This window comes from Sphingorhabdus sp. (genome assembly GCF_044239665.1).
Taxonomy (GTDB): Bacteria; Pseudomonadota; Alphaproteobacteria; order Sphingomonadales; family Sphingomonadaceae; genus Sphingorhabdus_B.
Genome location: NZ_JBIIBA010000009.1, coordinates 1 through 15,689 on the forward strand (window position 1 = coordinate 1; position 15,689 = coordinate 15,689).

The 15,689-nt window shown below is 53.9% G+C and carries 20 protein-coding genes, 1 tRNA gene and 1 other RNA gene; 7 read left to right on the plus strand and 15 right to left on the minus strand.

Translation table 11 applies throughout. The features are described from left to right. Positions 1-353: 353 nt before the first annotated feature. A complete protein-coding gene (locus tag ACILP3_RS04250; protein WP_395615430.1) occupies positions 354-665 on the plus strand; it encodes a hypothetical protein in 312 nt (103 codons plus the stop codon). On the opposite strand, the gene ACILP3_RS04255 is transcribed toward ACILP3_RS04250, so the two are convergent. The 9 genes from ACILP3_RS04255 to rpsD all read right to left on the minus strand — a co-directional run bounded on the left by ACILP3_RS04255 (position 621) and on the right by rpsD (position 7,616). Further along, on the minus strand, positions 621-962 hold the full coding sequence (locus ACILP3_RS04255) for a hypothetical protein (protein WP_395615431.1): 342 nt from the start codon (positions 960-962) through the stop codon (positions 621-623). The genes ACILP3_RS04250 and ACILP3_RS04255 overlap by 45 nt on opposite strands. After that, positions 959-1,384, minus strand: a complete 426-nt coding sequence (locus ACILP3_RS04260) for a hypothetical protein (protein WP_395615432.1) — start codon at positions 1,382-1,384, stop codon at positions 959-961. The genes ACILP3_RS04255 and ACILP3_RS04260 overlap by 4 nt, the downstream gene beginning before the upstream one ends. A gap of 167 nt (positions 1,385-1,551) precedes the next feature. Continuing rightward, a tRNA-Lys gene (locus tag ACILP3_RS04265) sits at positions 1,552-1,627 on the minus strand. A gap of 40 nt (positions 1,628-1,667) precedes the next feature. After that, positions 1,668-2,201 (minus strand): 2-amino-4-hydroxy-6-hydroxymethyldihydropteridine diphosphokinase, encoded by a 534-nt coding sequence (gene folK / locus ACILP3_RS04270; protein ID WP_395615433.1) that lies wholly within the window; start codon positions 2,199-2,201, stop codon positions 1,668-1,670. Further along, positions 2,185-3,051: an N-carbamoylputrescine amidase gene (gene aguB, locus ACILP3_RS04275; protein ID WP_395615434.1), complete on the minus strand. Its 867-nt coding sequence runs from the start codon at positions 3,049-3,051 to the stop codon at positions 2,185-2,187. Before aguB ends, folK begins: the two co-directional genes overlap by 17 nt. 153 nt (positions 3,052-3,204) lie before the next feature. After that, a complete protein-coding gene (locus tag ACILP3_RS04280) occupies positions 3,205-4,065 on the minus strand; it encodes a class I SAM-dependent methyltransferase (RefSeq protein ID WP_395615435.1) in 861 nt (286 codons plus the stop codon). 64 nt (positions 4,066-4,129) lie between these two features. Then, entirely contained in the window at positions 4,130-5,098 is a 969-nt protein-coding gene (locus tag ACILP3_RS04285; RefSeq protein WP_395615436.1) for an agmatine deiminase family protein, read from the minus strand. A gap of 15 nt (positions 5,099-5,113) precedes the next feature. After that, on the minus strand, positions 5,114-6,793 hold the full coding sequence (locus ACILP3_RS04290) for a M28 family metallopeptidase (protein ID WP_395615437.1): 1,680 nt from the start codon (positions 6,791-6,793) through the stop codon (positions 5,114-5,116). 208 nt (positions 6,794-7,001) lie between these two features. Beyond that, on the minus strand, positions 7,002-7,616 hold the full coding sequence (gene rpsD / locus ACILP3_RS04295) for a 30S ribosomal protein S4 (protein WP_125229985.1): 615 nt from the start codon (positions 7,614-7,616) through the stop codon (positions 7,002-7,004). Positions 7,617-7,795: 179 nt separating this feature from the next. Between rpsD and ACILP3_RS04300 the strand changes: the two genes are divergently transcribed. Further along, positions 7,796-8,116 carry a chorismate mutase gene (locus ACILP3_RS04300; RefSeq protein WP_395615438.1) on the plus strand — a complete coding sequence of 107 codons (321 nt, stop codon included), beginning with the start codon at positions 7,796-7,798 and terminating at the stop codon, positions 8,114-8,116. A 32-nt stretch (positions 8,117-8,148) separates the two neighbouring features. On the opposite strand, the gene ACILP3_RS04305 is transcribed toward ACILP3_RS04300, so the two are convergent. From ACILP3_RS04305 to rpiB, 5 genes are read right to left on the minus strand one after another with little or no spacing between them, the layout of a single operon-like run. Further along, entirely contained in the window at positions 8,149-8,871 is a 723-nt protein-coding gene (locus ACILP3_RS04305; protein ID WP_395615439.1) for an RNA methyltransferase, read from the minus strand. Beyond that, complete coding sequence (gene nrdR / locus ACILP3_RS04310; protein ID WP_395615440.1) at positions 8,868-9,329, minus strand: transcriptional regulator NrdR; 462 nt, start codon at positions 9,327-9,329, stop codon at positions 8,868-8,870. The genes ACILP3_RS04305 and nrdR overlap by 4 nt, the downstream gene beginning before the upstream one ends. Next, complete coding sequence (locus ACILP3_RS04315; RefSeq protein WP_333568004.1) at positions 9,330-9,674, minus strand: zinc ribbon domain-containing protein; 345 nt, start codon at positions 9,672-9,674, stop codon at positions 9,330-9,332. It lies immediately after the preceding gene. A 46-nt stretch (positions 9,675-9,720) separates the two neighbouring features. Next, positions 9,721-11,034: a serine hydroxymethyltransferase gene (glyA, locus tag ACILP3_RS04320; protein ID WP_395615441.1), complete on the minus strand. Its 1,314-nt coding sequence runs from the start codon at positions 11,032-11,034 to the stop codon at positions 9,721-9,723. Beyond that, a complete protein-coding gene (rpiB, locus tag ACILP3_RS04325; RefSeq protein WP_395615442.1) occupies positions 11,031-11,483 on the minus strand; it encodes a ribose 5-phosphate isomerase B in 453 nt (150 codons plus the stop codon). The genes glyA and rpiB overlap by 4 nt, the downstream gene beginning before the upstream one ends. Positions 11,484-11,600: 117 nt before the next feature. On the opposite strand from rpiB, the gene ACILP3_RS04330 reads away from it, so the two are divergent. Further along, positions 11,601-11,807 carry a hypothetical protein gene (locus tag ACILP3_RS04330; protein ID WP_395615443.1) on the plus strand — a complete coding sequence of 69 codons (207 nt, stop codon included), beginning with the start codon at positions 11,601-11,603 and terminating at the stop codon, positions 11,805-11,807. A 195-nt stretch (positions 11,808-12,002) separates the two neighbouring features. Here the strand turns inward: ACILP3_RS04330 and ACILP3_RS04335 are convergent, their stop codons facing one another. Further along, positions 12,003-12,659, minus strand: coding sequence for an alpha/beta hydrolase (locus ACILP3_RS04335; RefSeq protein ID WP_395615444.1), 657 nt, complete (start codon positions 12,657-12,659; stop codon positions 12,003-12,005). A gap of 114 nt (positions 12,660-12,773) precedes the next feature. On the opposite strand from ACILP3_RS04335, the gene ACILP3_RS04340 reads away from it, so the two are divergent. The 4 genes from ACILP3_RS04340 to ssrA all read left to right on the plus strand — a co-directional run bounded on the left by ACILP3_RS04340 (position 12,774) and on the right by ssrA (position 15,536). Next, positions 12,774-13,814 (plus strand): cysteine desulfurase family protein, encoded by a 1,041-nt coding sequence (locus ACILP3_RS04340; RefSeq protein WP_395615504.1) that lies wholly within the window; start codon positions 12,774-12,776, stop codon positions 13,812-13,814. Beyond that, positions 13,811-14,857, plus strand: a complete 1,047-nt coding sequence (locus ACILP3_RS04345) for a cysteine desulfurase family protein (RefSeq protein WP_395615445.1) — start codon at positions 13,811-13,813, stop codon at positions 14,855-14,857. Before ACILP3_RS04340 ends, ACILP3_RS04345 begins: the two co-directional genes overlap by 4 nt. Beyond that, a complete protein-coding gene (locus tag ACILP3_RS04350; protein WP_395615446.1) occupies positions 14,854-15,186 on the plus strand; it encodes a 2Fe-2S iron-sulfur cluster-binding protein in 333 nt (110 codons plus the stop codon). Before ACILP3_RS04345 ends, ACILP3_RS04350 begins: the two co-directional genes overlap by 4 nt. Positions 15,187-15,192: 6 nt before the next feature. Then, positions 15,193-15,536, plus strand: a transfer-messenger RNA (tmRNA) gene (gene ssrA, locus ACILP3_RS04355). Positions 15,537-15,689 lie beyond the last annotated feature (153 nt).

The window sequence follows — 15,689 nt, forward strand, 5'->3', positions numbered from 1 at the left end:
GACAATATCGTCGACCTCTGCTGCGAGGCGTGGAACAAACTCATAGATCAGCCTTGGCGCATTATGACCATCGGCCATCGTAAATGGGCCAGTGAGTTGTGATCAATGCAGGTTGGTATAACCTTTCGACCGCTGGTGCTTTCCGAAAGTACAAAAAAACAGTCTGCGAATAACCCAAACCAAGACCTTGACCTCTCGCAAAACATCAACATCTCCGCCTTCAACTGTTACAATAAAATTATAAATCTCTGTTATTGCTAGTGTATTATACTATATGTTCTAAATATTGTAATACACTATCATTTTCTTGAATCTCAATATGGAGTTGAAAAAATTCACTCTTGGGAGAGCGTATGATTGACGAATTAACGAAAATATTAAATTTTCAGAGATCAACCAATATAAAATGTTTACATAATGAATTGCGTATTATCAAAGAAATATTAGAAAATGGACCAATAGCTTCATTAGAATTGATGAATAAAACGGGTAGATCTATTTCTAGTCATAATAATGATTTAAAAAGATTAATAGATATTGGAGCTTTAGAGATAAAAACATCAGAAGGTGATAAAAGAAAAAGAATATACGATATATCGGGAAGTTTAAGAGCGACATTTTTAGTGAATAAAATTGATGAAATCAGATCCAACGGCAACCGTTGAGCGACAGCCGTCAAGCTGATCATTATTCACGCCAATTATCGCTTCAGCTTCTGCTGACAACGCTACTAGAGGTTTTGCCCACTCATCAAACTCGTCATCTTCATCCCAACGATTGACTGCATAGTAGTGAATTATTTCACCCTTCTCTGGTGTCAGTCCGCTCGTCTCAAGCCTTATGATTAAGTCACGCTTTAAGCCACGAGTGCCAGCCTGAAACAATTCCAAGCCACCATCAATGTAGAGTTCAAACAGACTGTCGTGCAGCCGCTTTTGGCTTTGAAAAAGCTTATAGTTCATCGTGTGATAGCCTTCGCAGCTTTGCGAAACGCAACCTCATCATTCTGCGCTCCATATACATATCCGCGCAACGCTTGTTGCTGATCTGCAAGCGTTGGCTCAGCTTGGCGAATTCCCTGCTGAATTGAAGAAATCGCCGTAGAACGGTCCACAGAGTCATTCTTACTATTTTGAGTATCAGTGCTGCTTGGCTTGGGCTTTTGCGTTTGAGCAGTACTCTGTGGAGTTGGCTTAGGTGGTTTGGACTTTCGTGAACGGCACTGTCTAGCAAGTGCATCGTTTCTACTCACCAGAACCGTCACCAACTGCAATGCAACGCCCATCAGCAGATCAATGTCAGCCTTGATCTCCTTGCTCTCACTCTCAGCTGCCAGCTTGGGCAGTAGCAAGACTGCTCGTTTAATCTGCTCTCGTGCGTTCATTTCTACACTCCATTACGAGTGTATTTATCACGCTGTGACGCATCGTCGTTACAACGATTCTCACCTAATCAATCACTTACGGTTTGTGTATTACTGTGTACTACTTTTTTCGCACATAAAAAGAGAGCGCCAAGACACTCTCAAATTATTGATTTAATTGAAAAATATGGTGAGCCCTGCTGGGTTCGAACCAGCGACCTACTGATTAAAAGTCAGTTGCTCTACCGACTGAGCTAAGGGCCCCCGACCTGAACCTTGACGGGTTCAAAGGAGAGCGCTCCCCCTAATGGCGGCGGGGGGTGCGGTCAAGCGCCTTTGGTCGGTTTAATCGCGATTGCAGGTGACGAATGTTAAGCCGCGACACGGGGTCGCGCCAATCGGGGGCGATCATGGCGGCGGGCGTCAGGACAAAGCCGCGCGAACGCAGGCCCGGATGCGGAATGGAAAGCGCTGGGTTGCTGCCGGCCCACATGCCGCCGGACCATAAGAGAATGTCGAGGTCCAACACCCGCGCGCGCCAGCTTTGGCCGCGACGGACGCGTCCGAAATGGCTTTCGATTTCATGCAGGCGGGCAAGCAGCGCGGGCGGTTCCAGTTCGGTCGCCACGACCGCAGCCGCATTGGCAAAGCGGCGTGACGATGGTCCCATCGGACTGGATTGGATGATGGCAGAATGCGCGAACACATCAATGTCATCCATCTCCAACGCAGCTATTGCCTGCGGGATGATGCGGTTTGGCGCGCCAATGACGGGATGTGGCTGATTTGAACCTATGCCAAGGAGATAGAGATGCGACAGATCAAATATCCTGGGCAAGGCGGGTATATAATGCTGGCCTACGGTCGCGGAAAAATCCCATGCTGGCGCGGTGCGCACGGGCTTGGTCTAGGTCAAAGGTCGACACTAATATGCCGGTTTCAGCGTCGTCCAGGTCGCAGACCACATCGCCCCATTCATTGGCGATGAAGCTGGTGCCATAGAATTTCTGCGCTGCCTGTCCGTGATCATCTTCGCTGCCGACCCTATTGGCCGCAATGACGGGCATACAGTTCGATACGGCATGGCCAATCATCGCCCGCCGCCACATGTGCCGCGTGTCCAATGTCGCATCCTGCGGCTCTGCACCGATGGCTGTGGGGTAAAATAAAAGCTCAGCGCCCATCAATGCCATGGCGCGAGCGCATTCGGGATACCATTGGTCCCAGCAGATACCAACGCCAATGCGCGTACCAAAAACATCCCAAACCTTGAACCCCGTATTGCCGGGACGGAAATAATATTTCTCCTGATAACCGGGGCCGTCGGGAATATGGCTCTTACGATACACACCCATGATCTCGCCATGCGCATCGATCATGGCGATGCTGTTGTAGAAATGTGCGCCGTCGCGTTCGAAGAAGCTGGCGGGGATAGCAACATTAAGGCGCTTGGCCAGTTTCGCCATGGCCTTGACCGCAGGATGTTCCAATGTTGGCCGCGCGAGCGCGAAATGGTCTTCCTCCTGCGTTTTACAGAAATAAGGGCCGGAAAAAAGTTCAGGCGGCAGGATAATTTGCGCGCCAAGGTCGGCTGCCTGCGACACAAGGTCGCTGACGGCACCGATGTTTTCGGCTTCGCTAGCCGACAAAGGCAATTGCAACGCGGCTACAGTGATGTTCCTAGTCATGACCCGTCTATAGCCGCACGCAGAAACGCGCCGCAATCACCATTGTCGTCAGAGCGCATATTTTGCATGTTTTGTTTTCGGATAACATTTGACGCTACACTTAGCATATGGGCGGCAGCGACACGCATTTGCGTCGCTGCCGCCACAAAATCATCAATCCCGCTTTTTGAACAACAATGTCATCCGGTCTGTTTCGCCAATCGCTTCATATTTTGCGCGATCAACATCCTTCAAACGCAGCGCGGGCGGTAATGTCCACACGCCATCGGGCCAGTTTGCACTGTCCTTGGGGTTGGCATTCACTTCGCTCTTGGCGACAAGTTCAAAACCATGGATTTCCATGAAGTTGATGATGTCAGCTTCGCGCATATAGCCTTTAGTGCCATTGGTGTAGCTATAGGGTGCGTCAGCTTTCGCACGGTGCTGCTCAATGCCGAGCAGGCCGTCTGGCTTCAACAGATCACGCATGGCCTTTATTTCGGCGTCGGCGATGTTCCAATTGATAAGGTTGTGCATCATCCGCATCACCAAAATTCGATCAAAGCTGCCCTTGGCACCTTCTGGAATTTCGCTGAGGGAAAATGCGTTGAAGTCGGTTGCTGGACGACCGGATACCGCCGCTACATCCGACGGGAATTTGGTAATTCCTGCAGCTATGCCTTGCTTTTGCTGATCGCTGAAATGTGTTTTTGTTCCGAAATACAGGCCAGTATATTTGCCATTCTCGTTCACATAACGGCCAAGAATCCGCGACACCCATGCCCCGCCGGGGGCATATTCACCAACGACATGATTGGGATGAATACGAAAAAATTCAAAAGTCTCGGCAGGATGACGATACTGGTCGCGCTTTGCATCATTGGCACGGGCAGGGTCGGCAAGAATGTTGGCAAGGCGTTCCTGATGCGCCTTATGCATCTTGTCATGGTCGGCCTTTTTGGCGCCATGGTGGTCCGCGAGCGCGGGAACTGCCAAAGTGGCGGCTGCAAGGGCGAATAGAAACGCTTTTTTCATGGGAAATCCTCTTCTTGGTTGCGTGCTCCGGATATGGGTATGTGCGCTTAAAATTCCAATAGAGTTATGTCGGCACTTGTTGGCTGGAGCAATGAAAGCTGCCGCCGCCGGTCAATACTGCGTCCGCCATGACACCGACAACCTTTCGGTCGGGGAACAATGACGCCAAAACGGCAATAGCTGCATCGTCATTGCGCACGCCATAAATCGGCACCACAATTGCGGCATTGCCGATGTAGAAATTCATGTAGCTTGCCGGAACGGCTTCCCCATCCTGCAAGAAGCGCCCGACCGAAGGCATGAGGCTGACCCGGCACCCAAATGCTTCCGCGCGTTTCCGGGCATCTGCAAAAACGGCTTCATTGGGGTCATCGAACCCTGCGCCTTGCGGAATGAGGATATGGTTCGAACCCACAAAGCGGGCGAGATTGTCGATGTGCCCATCGGTGTGATCATTCGCCAAGCCGTCGCCCAGCCATAGCAGGCGTTCGATCCCAAGGTCGTCGCGCAGCCGCGATTCAATCGCCTCCTTATCAAGCGAAGGGTTACGGTTCGGGTTCAACAAGCAATCGACAGTGGTCGCGGCCAGGCCATCACCGTCCACATCTATGGAGCCGCCTTCCAAAATCCAATCCGCCTTCATGACGTCAAATCCCGCAGCAATAGCGAGGTCATGGCCAATGCTTTTGTCGCCGGGATAATCAAAACGGTCCCCCCAGCCATTAAAGCCAAAATCGCGGGCGATACGATGATCGCCGTCCTTTACGATGATACAAGCCGTGTCACGTAGCCATATGTCGCCGATGAGGCGCTGTTCTACATGAACCCCATTGTCCGCAAGGTCCTTGGCAACCTTGGCGGCTTCGGCGCTGCCTGCGATCACATGGACAGCCTCTCCCTCGCCTGATGCGTGGACGGCGTTGGCAAATGCAGCAATCTGCAACTGGGCGTGATGCAGCGGTTCACCCCAGGCATCGGTCGAACTTGGAAAGCCGATCCAGACCGATTCATGGGGGGCCCATTCTGCGGGCATGCGAAACGCCATGGATTATTTCCCGCTGCGGCTTTTGTCGCGAACGGCGCGGAATTCATCGCCTTCGTTCCAATTTGGCCATGCATTGGTCATCGCAAGCATCCGGCCAACACGGTAATACAGTTTTAGATCGGACATAACGCCGGACCAATCCCATTTTTCGTCAAATTCATCGCCGGGGGCATGATAACGATTCTTTTCATAGTCGTCCGCAGCTGCTTGGGCCGCTGCTTTGCCGCCAATGATCAAATCATCGCCACCTTCGAAATAGACCATCGGCACGCCAAGCTTTGCGAAGCTGAAATGGTCGGAACGATAAAAGAAACCTTTTTCGGGGGTCGGTTCCATTTCGGGCGTGCGACCTTCCGATTTCGCTGCTGCTTCCAAATAGGTATCAAGTTGCGACTTGCCTTTGCCAATAACGGTCAGGTTCTTGGCAGGGCCGGACATCGAAAACGCATCCATATTCACGCCGCCAACGGTCTGGGACAGCGGGAATACAGGGTTTTCCGCATAATATTTGGAACCAAGCAAGCCGCTTTCTTCGGCAGTGACCGCAAGAAACACGACCGACCGGTCTGGTGCGCCAGCTTTGGTATAGCCCTCCGCAAGCGCAACCAGCGCAGCTGTCCCCGTTGCATTGTCAACGGCGCCGTTGCAAATATCATCGCCATCCGCCGCCGCAGTGCAGCGCCCCAGATGGTCCCAATGCGCGGTGTAAAGCACATATTCGTCGGGCCGTTTGCTGCCCTTCATCACACCAATCACATTCTTACTGGCCTTGCGCGTAATGTCGTTTTCAAAGCTTAAAGAGGCGGTGAGGTTCAACGGCACGGCCTTGAACCCCTTTTGCTTTGCTGCAGCCATTTGCTTTTCCAGGTTTTGGCCTGCTGCGGCGAAAATATCCTTGGCGACCGATTTCTGAATCCAGCCATTGGCCTGGGTCTGGCTTTTGCCGCCATCTTTGGATTGTGCGAGGAACTGCGTGCCCGTCCAACTGGAATTGACGACATTCCAACCATAAGCGGCTGGCGCAGTGTCGTGGATGATCAAAACGGCAGCGGCTCCCTGACGGGCAGCTTCTTCATATTTGTAGGTCCAGCGACCATAATAGGTCATGGCTTTGCCGCCGAAGGGGCCATCAAGGCCCTCGTTTTCAAAATCGGGGTCGTTGACCATCACAACGACGGTCTTACCTTTCACATCTACGCTGGCATAATCATTCCATCCCTTTTCAGGGGCGACAATACCATGGCCGACGAAAACCATATCGCTTTGCTTGATTTCGGTTTTGGGCGTTTCGCGATAGCTGCCGATAACATAGTCGCTGCCATAAGCAAAAGACATGGCCTTTCCGTTCCGGTCGGCAATCCTTAGGGGCGAAACTTTTTTCGCGGTAATTTCGATCAGGGGGACGTCCTGTGTCCAACTGCCATTATTTCCCGGTTCGAGCCCTGCCGCTTTGAACTTTGAAATCAAATAGGCGACTGTCTTTTCTTCGCCAATAGACCCGGGCGCACGACCTTCATACGCATCAAGCGACAATTCGCGGGTGACGTCCTGCATTGTCTTTTCCGACAAAGCGGGAACCGTTACGTCAGGCAGCGCTGATAGCGCCATATCCGGCGATGCCGCCTTCTGGCACGCGCTGGTCAGGGCAAGCGCGGAAACAAGGGCCAAGGAAAGCAGGCGCATGGAATTCTCCTAAAGTGAAATATTATTGCGCGCCTTGTGCCAGACCCGTTCGTGCGGCTCAAATGAAAAAGGCTTTGCATTGGGAATGCGTAGGCCTTCGCTGGCGCGACAGTAGTTTATTGAGAAACTGCAGCGGGCCGACATGGTTTGCGCGCAAAAAAAAAGGCGGCCACATCGACCGCCTTTTTTGTAATCTTTGCGTGGAAGATTAACGCGAATAGAATTCGACGACCAGATTTGGTTCCATCTTCACAGGATAAGGCACTTCATCAAGCGTAGGGACGCGTGCGAAGGTTACCTTGTCATTGCCATCAACGGCAACATATTCAGGAATGTCACGCTCAGCGAGGCCTTGAGCTTCGATAACCAGAGCCATTTCCTTAGCTTTCGGTCCAAGGCTTATGACGTCGCCAACGGCGACCTGACGGCTGGCGATGTTGCACTTCACGCCGTTGACGCGGATATGGCCATGGCTGACGATCTGGCGTGCAGCAAAAATGGTTGGTGCGAACTTGGCGCGGTATACGACCATGTCCAAGCGACGCTCCAGCAGACCGATAAGGTTTTGCGACGTATCGCCCTTCATGTTGCTGGCTTCTTGATAGGCGCGCTTAAACTGCTTTTCCGTTACGTCGCCATAATAGCCCTTGAGCTTTTGCTTGGCGCGCAGCTGGATGCCGTAATCAGACAGCTTGCCTTTGCGGCGCTGACCATGCTGGCCTGGGCCATATTCGCGCTTGTTTACAGGGGATTTTGGACGGCCCCAGATGTTTTCACCCATCCGGCGGTCAAGTTTATACTTCGAGCTTTTGCGCATCGACATATTCAGTCTCCAATTGCTAACAACTTTGTTTCCGGTACCGCGCGACACATCTGGGATGTGCCGGACACCTGCTTCACCGGAGTGCAGGGTCGATTGCGAAGCGGCGCCTATGGCCGTTGATGGGCGTTATGTCAACATCTGGCTCGACTTTACGAAGGCTGAATCGTAAAGGCGCTGCCATGAGCAGAACAGTCAGCCCAATTGAACCCGCCAAGTGCAATGATATGACCGAAGTGCGTGCGGGCGTTGATTCGGTTGATGCGCAACTGGTCGAACTTCTTGCTGTTCGCTTTGCGTATATGGATGCCGCCGCCCGGATTAAAACAGAACGCAACGCCGTCCGTGACGAAGCGCGCAAGCAACAGGTTCTCAAAAACGTTCAAGATGCGGCAATTGGCTCGGATATTCCGGTTAAGGTAGTTGCTGACCTATGGGAGCGTTTGGTTGAAGCTTCTATCGCTTACGAACTCGATAAATGGGATGCCATTCGCGTCCGATAGTCTGACCAGCGGTGGGCTAAGAAGCCACAATTTCAACCTTCGGGCGGTCTCCGTCTATTCAACGTTGTGAGCACGCCGCGTAATGTTCTGACCTCAAGGGCATTCCATGCTGGCTTCGTCAGCAAATTGCGCAATGTGCGGCGGGTGACTGGCGCGCGGTCAATGGGCGTGAAATAATTCAGCGGCTCGAGCATGGCGTCCAATTGTGCAATAAGGCCGTCTAGTTCGAACTGCGTCGCAGGTGGCTCCAAATCCGTTTTTGGCGGGCTCGCGAGCGTCTGCGTTTTCGACCATTCATACGCGCACAGGATGACCGCTTGCGCCAAGTTCAGCGAACCAAATTCAGGATTAATCGGCACTGTAATGATAGCGCGGGCAACATTGACTTCGTCGCTTTCCAGGCCTGATCGTTCGGCGCCGAATAATATCGCGCTTCGCCCTGTGTTGCCGAATACCTCTCGGGCGGCCACTTCTGGGGTTATAACCGGTTTCGTCACACCGCGCTTGCGTACCGTTGTCGCATAGACATGGGCAATGTCCGCGGTTGCCTCCGCAAGTGTGGGAAAAACTTGGGCATTCGCCAACACAATGTCCGCGCCCGATGCCGCTGGACCTGCATTGGGGTTGGGCCATCCGTCACGCGGCGCTACTAAACGCATTTCGGTAAGGCCAAAGTTGAGCATGGCGCGCGCCGCCTTGCCGATATTCTCGCCCAATTGCGGACGGCACAGGATCATGATGGGTGGCGCGCTCATTTCAGCGCCGCTTCAACCACGCTTCCGGCGAAATCCTCAAAATCCTTGGCTTCGCTAAACTCCTTATACACGGACGCGAAGCGAATATAGGCAACGCTATCAAGCGCCTTCAAACCATCCATGACGAATTCGCCAATGCGTTTGGTTTCGATTTCGCTTTCACCCAAGGTTTCAAGTTGGCGCTGGATGGCAGAGGCAAGCTTTTCTATTTGCGTACTGTCCACCGGACGTTTTCGGCACGCGACGGACAGCGAGCGTTCCAGCTTCTCTCGGTCAAACGGCTCGCGTTTGCCTTCGCTTTTGATCACAACCAACTCACGCAACTGAATGCGCTCAAAGGTTGTAAAGCGCCCACCGCAACCCTCGCACTGCCGCCGACGGCGGATCGCGCTATTGTCTTCGGTCGGACGGCTGTCCTTTACCTGACTATCGTCATGTCCGCAAAATGGGCAGCGCAATTATTTTTCCTGATTCTTTTTCTTGTTCACATGCCTGTACGCGACGATGCCTGCACCAATCAATGCACCGGTGGCAAGTCCGATTGGAGCGATAATGCCTGCGGCTGCGCCAATGGCTGCGCCGCCAGCGACTTTTTTAACTGTGTCTTGATCGGCGAGATGCTTGCCGGTGTGAAAAGCGTCCTTGGTCGCGCCCCACAATTCGTCCGCAGCTTCACCGACATAATGCTTGGCTTGGTTGGGGAAGCTTTCGGCCGCAAGCTGCTCAGGCGTTTTGGCGCCACATTGCGGGCAGAACTTCATCCCTTCGCTATATTCAGCATTACACTCGTTACAAAATCCCATGGTTATTTCCCTTCTGTGTATTAGATGGGTAAGTCACCTAGATAATTCAAGATGGGTAAATTGGGAAGCGGCTGCACAATTCGCGGACACGCAGACGGACCTCGGCCTCGACCGCTGCATCGCCATGCTCGCCCTTTTGGCGCAAACCTTCAAGCACGTCAGAGATCATGTGCCCGATCTCCCGGAATTCAGCGACGCCAAAGCCGCGTGTCGTTCCGGCAGGCGACCCCACGCGGATACCGCTTGTTTTCATCGGCGGCAGCGGATCGTTCGGAATGCCGTTTTTGTTGCAGGTGATAGCCGCGCGCTCCAACGCTTCGTCGGCATCGCGTCCGGTAATGCCGAGTGGGGTCAGGTCGACCAACGCCAAATGCGTATCGGTGCCACCGGAAACCAAGTTTGCGCCGCGTTCATGCAGCGTTGCGGCCAACACCTGTGCATTGGCGATTGTCGCTGCGGCATAGGTTTTGAAATCGGGGCGAAGCGCCTCACCAAAGGCCACAGCCTTGGCAGCAATAACATGCATCAATGGACCGCCTTGGAGGCCCGGGAAGACCGCAGAGTTGATCTTCTTGGCGATAGCCTCATCATTGGTCATGATCATGCCGCCACGCGGTCCACGGAGCGTTTTATGCGTGGTGTTGGTTACAACATGCGCATGCTCAAGCGGGTTGGGATGCACGCCGCCAGCAACCAGGCCGGCAAAGTGGGCCATATCAACATGGAAGATCGCGCCAACTTCGTCAGCAATGGCGCGGAAGCGCGCGAAATCAATGATCCGCGGATAAGCGGAGCCACCGGCAATAATGATTTTCGGACGATGTTCCTTGGCAAGCCGCTCGACCTCGTCGAAGTCGATAAGATGGGTTTCTGGATTGACGCCAAACTGCACCGCGTTGAACCACTTGCCGGACATGGCGGCCTTTGCGCCATGCGTCAAATGGCCGCCTGCATCAAGGCTCATACCCAGTATTGTCTCGCCCGGTTTTACCAGCGCCAGCATCACCGCGCCATTGGCCTGCGCGCCGGAATGCGGTTGGACGTTGGCAAAGCCAGCGTTGAACAGTTTCTTGGCGCGTTCGATAGCTAATGATTCAACTTCGTCTGAGGGCGCACAACCCTGATAATAACGCTTGCCGGGATAGCCCTCAGCATATTTGTTGGTGAAGACTGAACCCTGCGCCTCAAGCACAGCCTTTGAAACAATGTTTTCGGACGCAATCAGCTCAATCTGGTTCTGCTCGCGGTCCAGTTCATGGGTAAGGCCGGCAAACACTTCAGTATCGGTTTCGGCCAAGCCGCGTGTGAAAAAGCCGTCGGGCTGAACATCGGAAAGATCGTGTGCGGGGCGCGTGCTCATGCTGGTTCCTTAGTCATGATGGGATTGGATAATTTATCAACGCGCCGTTGGTGCCGGTCGCCACCAAATTCGGTTGAGAGAAATGCATCAATACAGGCCTTCGCCATTTCGATACCGATTAGGCGTGCGCCCATGACAATGACATTTGCGTCATTATGTTCGCGCGACAGGCGTGCCGAAAGTGGTTCAGACACCAACGCGGCGCGCGCGGCAGGATTGCGGTTTACGGCGATGGAAATGCCAATGCCGGACCCGCATAAAGCCACACCGCGTTCCGCCGACCCATCGGCAATCGCGCTTGCAAGCCTGTATCCATAATCGGGATAGTCCACTGAAGCTTCGTCATGGGGGCCAAGGTCGGCGACGTCATGCCCGGCAGCGCGCAGATATTCAGCTAGCGCTGATTTCAACGCGAGAGCAGCATGATCTGAGGCGATGGCGATACGCATGGCACATCCTGTAGCAGCTTGAGTCGGAATAGGCTTCCCCTATGGGACCACGCCGCAAAAGGCCATGCCGAATTTCCGTGATTGCGCAGCTTATCCACCGTCTTTATGGGGGCGATCATGCTTAATGCCATATTGTCCATCGCGATGCTGTCTGCTTTCCTGCTCCTATATGGTGCATGGAAACGTTGGCGGCGGGACGGCGCTAGCCAGCAAATGTGGCTGATGTTTTCGGCGGCCTTAGTAATATTCGCCAATGTGGCGATTTGGGTGGTGCCAGATGAAAAAGGGCAGTCTTTGGTCACTGGGGCGGTTGAACAACGCTAATTTTCGCACGCGGAGGCGCAGATGGCGCGGATATTGCAAAAGCTGATGTCATTCTGAACTTGTTTCAGAATCTTAATAATTGGCGACCCCAGAAGTAAGGCCCTGAACCAAGTTCAGGGTGACGGATGAAAACACGTTCAGAATGACGTCAGCTTTTAAATTTTTGCGCGTTCTCTAAGCCCTTGCGTGAACACGTCACTTAATAGGACAGTTCGGGTCCAACCGGAAATCGAGATAGCCGTTCACGGATGCCATCAGCAGTTCCATTTCATTTTCGAAGAAATGGTTTGCGCGCGGAATTTCGTCGTGATGAATGGTGATGTGCCGCTGGGTGCGAAGCTTGTCGACCAGCTTTTGCACGGCATTTGGGTTCACAACTTCATCATTCACGCCTTGAATCATGATACCCGATGAAGGGCAGGGCGCCAGAAAGCTGAAATCATACATATTGGCTGGAGGCGCAACCGAGATGAAGCCACGGATTTCCGGACGACGCATCAAAAGCTGCATTCCGATCCACGCGCCAAAACTGAAACCGGCGATCCATGTGGTGGATGCTTCGGGGTGGAAGCTTTGGACCCAATCGAGCGCGGACGCGGCGTCGGACAATTCACCGATACCATTGTCAAATTCGCCTTCGCTTCTACCAACGCCGCGAAAATTGAAGCGTAAGACGCCGAAACCACGCGCCACAAAGGTTTTGTAAAGTTGTTGCGTGATCCGGTCGTTCATTGTCCCGCCGGCTTGCGGATGCGGATGCAATATCATTGCAATTGGTGCTCGTGGGCGCGGTGGCGGCGAAAAACGGGCTTCAAGGCGACCTTCTGGACCGGGAATAGCAATGGCGGGCATATAAAATTTCGATTCTAAGAATGTGTACCGAGCTTTACCCGACGGTTCGGGCTTTGCAGGAATAGGAAGCGCTATATAGAAGCAGTGACGATTTTCGCAACTGTCATGGAAATTATGCCCGACCAAAGCCGCATCTATCTCGATCATGCCGCGACGACGCCCGTCATTCCGGCGGCGCGCGCGGCGATGGCTGAAGCCATGGTGCACTGGGCGAATCCGTCATCGCCGCATCAAGAGGGAAGGGGCGCCCGCTTTGCTCTAGAGGACGCACGCAGGCGGATTGCAGTCGCGCTGGATTGGGATGGAGAAGTCATCCTGACGAGCGGAGCCAGCGAAGCGATTGCACTTGGGCTTCGGGGCACGGCCGCGGTGGCGAGTGCGGTGGAGCATGATGCGGTGCTGGCAGTAGCTGGGCCGAACCGTTTGCCGGTAGGGGCTGGTGGACAGGTCGATGTCGGTGCGATTATTGGCAACGCACGATTTGCCGTTCAATCCGTGAACAATGAAACCGGCGTTATCCAGCCCATAAAGGAGATTGCTGACGCCGTGCGGGACGTTGGCGGCATATTCTTCGCCGATTGTTCGCAGAGCGCTGGAAAACTGCCGCTCCCCGATGCGGATATGATTGCAGTCTCGGCGCATAAATTGGGCGGGCCGCCGGGCATGGGCGCATTGCTCGTGCGCAATCTTGGATTATTATCTCCAACCGGTGGTCAAGAGCAAGGCTATCGGCGCGGGACGGAGAATTTGCCTGCTGCGATCGGGTTTGCAGCTGCGCTTGAGGCGGGGTTTTTGTGGATGGAAAACGCAGTCCGCCTCCGCAAAATATTGGAAGCCGCGGTTGTCGACGCTGGCGGTGTTGTCATTGCATCGGAAAGCAACCGGCTAGCGACCATCGGCAGTTACCATATGCCAGGCGTTGCCGCATCGAGCCAGCTTATCAATTTTGATATGGCAGGGGTCGCGGTTTCTGCGGGCAGCGCCTGTTCTTCGGGAACGCTGAAAACCAGCCATGTACTTGGCGCGATGGGATGGGATGATAAATCCGCGTCCGAAGTCATTAGGGTTAGTTTTGGCGTTGATACGAATGACGCTGACGTCGCGCGCTTCATTGATGTCTGGCGCAGCATTGTCGCCCGTGCAAAAGCCGCATGATATATCTGGACTATCAAGCCACGACGCCACTCGCTCCCGAGGTCTTTGCGGCAATGGAGCCTTGGCTAAAAACAGGATTTGCGAACCCGCATAGCATGCATGCAGCGGGCAGAGCAGCGGCAGCGGCGGTTGAGGTCGCTCGTGATCAGGTGGCCGCTTTGTTGCCAGCCGGCGGCCGCGTTATCTTTACCTCCGGGGCGACAGAAGCAATAAATTTGGCGATTGTGGGAACTGGTCTGGCGGTGAGCGCCGCTGCGACTGAGCATGCGGCGGTTCTGGATTGCGTTAAGCATTTGGGTGGTGATGTGTTGCCAGTGAGAAGCGATGGCCTCGTCGATCAACTGAACACAGATGCTGCGTTGCAGGCGGTCATGCTTATCAACAACGAGATTGGAACCATTCAACCTATTGCCGATCTCGCCGCCGCCGCCCACGCTCAAAATAATCTCTTCCTATGCGACGCTGTGCAAGCTTTTGGCCGTATGCACATTCCCGATGGCCCAGATATGATCGCGATTTCTGCGCATAAAATATACGGACCAAAAGGCATCGGGGCTTTGTGGGTGCGCGATGGCGTTTCACTGGCCCCACAAATGCTGGGCGGGGGACAAGAGCAAGGCATGCGCTCGGGCACGCTCTCACCTGCTTTATGTGCCGGCTTTGGCGCTGCTGCAAAATTGGCGGCAGAACGGATGGAAATGGACGCCGTGCATCTCTCCGCCCTGTGGGATCGTGCTACGGCCACGTTTGCTGACTGGACCATTAATGGCGCGACGACCGAACGCTATAAAGGCAACCTCAATATTCGCCGGGAAGGCGTTGATGCGGCGCGGCTGATCTCTGAGTGTCGGAACATCGCCTTTTCTGCAGGGAGCGCTTGTGCCAGTGGCTCCGGCCGCCCAAGCCATGTGTTACGCGCGATTGGTCTGACTGACGCACAGGCAAAATCTTCCATCCGCTTGGGCTTTGGCCGCTATACGACGGCTGAAGAGATTGATATTGCCGCAGACGCTATCAACCGAGCAGCAGAGGCGATGTTATGATCACAGTCACGTTCATCAGTGCCGACGGCGAATCCCAGGAGGTCCAAGCAGTCGATGGGCAGAGCTTGCTCGATCTCGCGCAAGCCGCCGGACAGCCTTTGGAGGGCACATGCGAAGGCCAGATGGCCTGTTCTACCTGTCATGTAATCATCGACAAGGATTGGTTTGATAAACTCCCGCGTGCGATTGAGGATGAAGAAGATATGCTCGACCTTGCCTCGGGCGCACGACGCACGAGCCGCTTATCGTGCCAAATCAACCTGACGCCCGAACTTGACGGGTTGGTTGTCCATGTTCCGGCCGAAAGCCGAAATATGCAGGGTCTTTAACCGCCTTCACTTCCCATTCACGAAAAAAGGCCTATATGGGTTCTTGCCGAGTTCGCTCGGCTATGGCGATAAATTGCGATGTGCAATAGGTGCAGCGGACCCGGGGGCGGTACCCGGCAGCTCCACCAAAATCTCTGTTTGTCAGAGGTCTTGGAGGGGCTGAACTAGGATCGACGTGCGTTGAAAAGCATTGTTTTTGCCCGGCATGAATAAGCCGTGAAATGGTTCATAACCAATAGGTGCAAACGATAACTCAGCACTTGCTCTCGCAGCGTAATTTTGGGCCTAACGGTCTGAATTTACACTAAAAGAACGCGGCCGAACCGGCCGGGCAACAGAAAGGTTACAGCGGCCCCCCGGAGCCGGGCAACAGAATCCGGGACCTTTTTTATACGCGCGTGCCGGCCAACAGAAACGCCCCGCTTCTGCAGCAATGCAAGGGGCAGCGAAGCTCTAAGGCCTTGCCTTTATGGTCCAAGCCGCGGCGCGTTGTTAAAAATCTT

Bases quoted from the DNA above. Each gene is read 5' to 3' on its own strand.
- aguB (WP_395615434.1), bottom strand. From the start codon at position 3,051: ATGACTAGGAACATCACTGTAGCCGCGTTGCAATTGCCTTTGTCGGCT.
- ACILP3_RS04260 (WP_395615432.1), bottom strand. From the start codon at position 1,384: ATGAACGCACGAGAGCAGATTAAACGAGCAGTCTTGCTACTGCCCAAG.
- ACILP3_RS04250 (WP_395615430.1), top strand. From the start codon at position 354: ATGATTGACGAATTAACGAAAATATTAAATTTTCAGAGATCAACCAAT.
- ACILP3_RS04280 (WP_395615435.1), bottom strand. From the start codon at position 4,065: ATGAAAAAAGCGTTTCTATTCGCCCTTGCAGCCGCCACTTTGGCAGTT.
- ACILP3_RS04345 (WP_395615445.1), top strand. From the start codon at position 13,811: ATGATATATCTGGACTATCAAGCCACGACGCCACTCGCTCCCGAGGTC.
- ACILP3_RS04340 (WP_395615504.1), top strand. From the start codon at position 12,774: ATGCCCGACCAAAGCCGCATCTATCTCGATCATGCCGCGACGACGCCC.
- rpiB (WP_395615442.1), bottom strand. From the start codon at position 11,483: ATGCGTATCGCCATCGCCTCAGATCATGCTGCTCTCGCGTTGAAATCA.
- ACILP3_RS04315 (WP_333568004.1), bottom strand. From the start codon at position 9,674: ATGGGATTTTGTAACGAGTGTAATGCTGAATATAGCGAAGGGATGAAG.
- ACILP3_RS04285 (WP_395615436.1), bottom strand. From the start codon at position 5,098: ATGCCCGCAGAATGGGCCCCCCATGAATCGGTCTGGATCGGCTTTCCA.
- glyA (WP_395615441.1), bottom strand. From the start codon at position 11,034: ATGAGCACGCGCCCCGCACACGATCTTTCCGATGTTCAGCCCGACGGC.
- ACILP3_RS04335 (WP_395615444.1), bottom strand. From the start codon at position 12,659: ATGCCCGCCATTGCTATTCCCGGTCCAGAAGGTCGCCTTGAAGCCCGT.
- ACILP3_RS04255 (WP_395615431.1), bottom strand. From the start codon at position 962: ATGAACTATAAGCTTTTTCAAAGCCAAAAGCGGCTGCACGACAGTCTG.
- ACILP3_RS04330 (WP_395615443.1), top strand. From the start codon at position 11,601: ATGCTTAATGCCATATTGTCCATCGCGATGCTGTCTGCTTTCCTGCTC.
- ACILP3_RS04350 (WP_395615446.1), top strand. From the start codon at position 14,854: ATGATCACAGTCACGTTCATCAGTGCCGACGGCGAATCCCAGGAGGTC.
- rpsD (WP_125229985.1), bottom strand. From the start codon at position 7,616: ATGTCGATGCGCAAAAGCTCGAAGTATAAACTTGACCGCCGGATGGGT.
- ACILP3_RS04290 (WP_395615437.1), bottom strand. From the start codon at position 6,793: ATGCGCCTGCTTTCCTTGGCCCTTGTTTCCGCGCTTGCCCTGACCAGC.
- ACILP3_RS04305 (WP_395615439.1), bottom strand. From the start codon at position 8,871: ATGAGCGCGCCACCCATCATGATCCTGTGCCGTCCGCAATTGGGCGAG.
- ACILP3_RS04300 (WP_395615438.1), top strand. From the start codon at position 7,796: ATGAGCAGAACAGTCAGCCCAATTGAACCCGCCAAGTGCAATGATATG.